The organism is Alkalibacterium sp. s-m-28, assembly GCF_054658175.1.
This window is the reverse complement of the sequence record NZ_BAAGIQ010000165.1, coordinates 1-2,373: the sequence shown is the minus strand read 5'-3', so window position 1 is coordinate 2,373 and position 2,373 is coordinate 1. Positions and strand designations below refer to the sequence as shown.

Here is a 2,373-nt window from a genome sequence, read left to right as displayed (position 1 = left end):
TGTTGTTGTGGTGACTACATTTTACCAAAGAGAGGTGTCTTTTTGTGTGTTTTTTGATAATTATTTATAAGAAGTTTCAATAACCGCAAGGGTTAAACCTGGATATTCAACTGCAAAACTTGAGTTAATAATTAGATTCAATCCTAGCACTAATATTATAGTATTTATTAATATAGTGCTAAATTTGTATTATTTGAATTTTAAATGCTTATTTCTTCTAGTGGAGTTGGAAATCCATGCATTGCTTAATGTATGAGAAGTAAAATTAAGGGGAGGCAATACAATGTTTGATAGTGAAAAATCACTTTATAAGGGGTTAGTATTACTTTCAACAGTTGGAGTACTCGCAGCCTGCGGTAATGAAGGCGATATTCCTGGAGTGGAAAATGGAGCAGATACCGGAACTGAAAATGGAGCTGATAATGGAGCTGATAATGGAACGGATACGGCAGGTGACGGTGAAGACATCAGCTTAAATATTATGCAGGGAAAAGTAGAGTTTAATAGTCAGTTTAATGAATTAGCTCAAATGTATATGGATGAGAATCCTAACATTACCATCGAAATTACGTCAGTGGGTGGAGGAACAGACTACTTTACTCAATTGACGACTCGTATGTCAGCGGGCGATGAACCGGATATCTTTAGTGTGGCCGGACCGAATGAAATAGAACAGATGTCTGATTATATGACTGATTTATCTGATACGGATTTAGCGTCGGCAGTTTTAGAGGGTATGCTTGATAATGTGACACAAGATGACGATACGGTCATGGCTCTTCCTTATAATCTAGAGGGATACGGGTACATTTATAACAGGGAAGTCTTTGATGCGGCAGGTATTGACCCTGAAGCGATTAGCACCTATGAAGACTTAGAAGAAGCAGTACAGACTTTAGATGAGCAGAAAGAAGACTTAGGTATCGAAGCTGTCTTTGCCTTACCTGGAGCAGAAGGCTGGGTTATGGGAGATCACTTAGCGAATGTATACTTAAGTCATGAATTTAATGAAGACGTAAATGAAGCCTATAATGCAGAAACATTAGAGTTTGAAAGAGGCGACGAGTTCCAGCGTATGCTTGATTTGCAAGCAGAGTACTCAATGGAACCTATTTTAAGCTTGGATTACTCCCAGCAAGTTGAGGAATACTTCTCACTTGGTCAAGTCGCTATGATTCAGCAAGGAAACTGGGTCTATCCGACCATTGAACAGATGGATCCTGAATTTGCAGAGAACTCCATCGGTATGATACCGATTCCTCTTGAAGGGCATGAAGATCAATTGCCTGTTGGTATTCCGAACTACTGGGCAGTTAATGGTAATAAAGACGATGCCACTGTTCAGGCGGCTAAAGATTTCTTAGACTGGATGTACCTTTCTGAGGAAGGGAAACAATTTGTTATAGATGAGTTTAACTTTGTACCTGCGTATGAAGGATATGAAGATTTAGAAATCAGTGATCCCCTTTCACAGGTTGTTTACGATTATTCAGAAAGTGGAGAAACCATTGGATGGATTTTCACTGGGTATCCAACTGGATTCACTAATAATGAATTTGGGCCGAATTTACAAGCCTATTTAGGTGGAGAAATGTCTTGGGATGAAATGATTGAAAATTCTATTGCTGCTTGGGAATCTCTCCAATAAACTGTTTTAAAAGGGCCATTTCCAATATGAAGAAGTGGTCCTTTTATTTTTAGATTCAACTTAAGAAAAGAAAGGATAGAAGCAGATGAAAAATAAAGAACTCAGCTTTTGGCTGTTTATTACACCGGTTCTACTAAGTCTGTCGTTAGTTGTTATTATACCTGTATTAACAGGCTTATTTTATTCCTTTACGGATTGGAACGGTTTAACTTTTGACAATTTCATTGGACTAGCTCATTATCGCAGGTTATTAGATGATGATCAGTTTATGCAATCTCTATGGTTTACATTTAGATTTGCCTTTGTCAGTATTATCGTTTTAAATATTTTAGGATTAGGCTTAGCAATGCTGGTAACAAGCAAATTGAAATCTCGGAATATTTTAAGAACAGTCTTTTTCATGCCGAATCTAATTGGTGGGTTAATATTAGGTTTTGTATGGCAGTTTATTTTTATTAAAGTGTTTGCGAATCTGGGCAGTGTTATTGGTGTAGAAGCCCTTCAAGGTTGGCTATCTACCCCAACGACTGGTTTTTGGGGACTCATTATATTAACGGTTTGGCAACAAGCAGGCTATATTATGATAATTTATATTGCTTCACTAGTGTTGCATTAAAAATTTAACTGTTTCATGATATAAAAAAGTCCTTTATAATGGGGTTGGATGACTTATCCAAGACCAAAACAAAGGACTACAACATGGATAAGTATAAAACAAAAATGAC

At 37.1% G+C, this 2,373-nt stretch carries 2 protein-coding genes; both read left to right on the top strand.

Translation table 11 applies throughout. The annotated features are described in order from the left end of the window. Nucleotides 1–283 precede the first annotated feature (283 nt). Complete coding sequence (locus ACYQ4S_RS11605) at nt 284–1,648, top strand: ABC transporter substrate-binding protein (protein ID WP_459771287.1); 1,365 nt, start codon at nt 284–286, stop codon at nt 1,646–1,648. Nucleotides 1,649–1,733: 85 nt separating this feature from the next. Next, nucleotides 1,734–2,264 carry a carbohydrate ABC transporter permease gene (locus ACYQ4S_RS11600; RefSeq protein ID WP_459771285.1) on the top strand — a complete coding sequence of 177 codons (531 nt, stop codon included), beginning with the start codon at nt 1,734–1,736 and terminating at the stop codon, nt 2,262–2,264. Nucleotides 2,265–2,373: the final 109 nt, after the last annotated feature.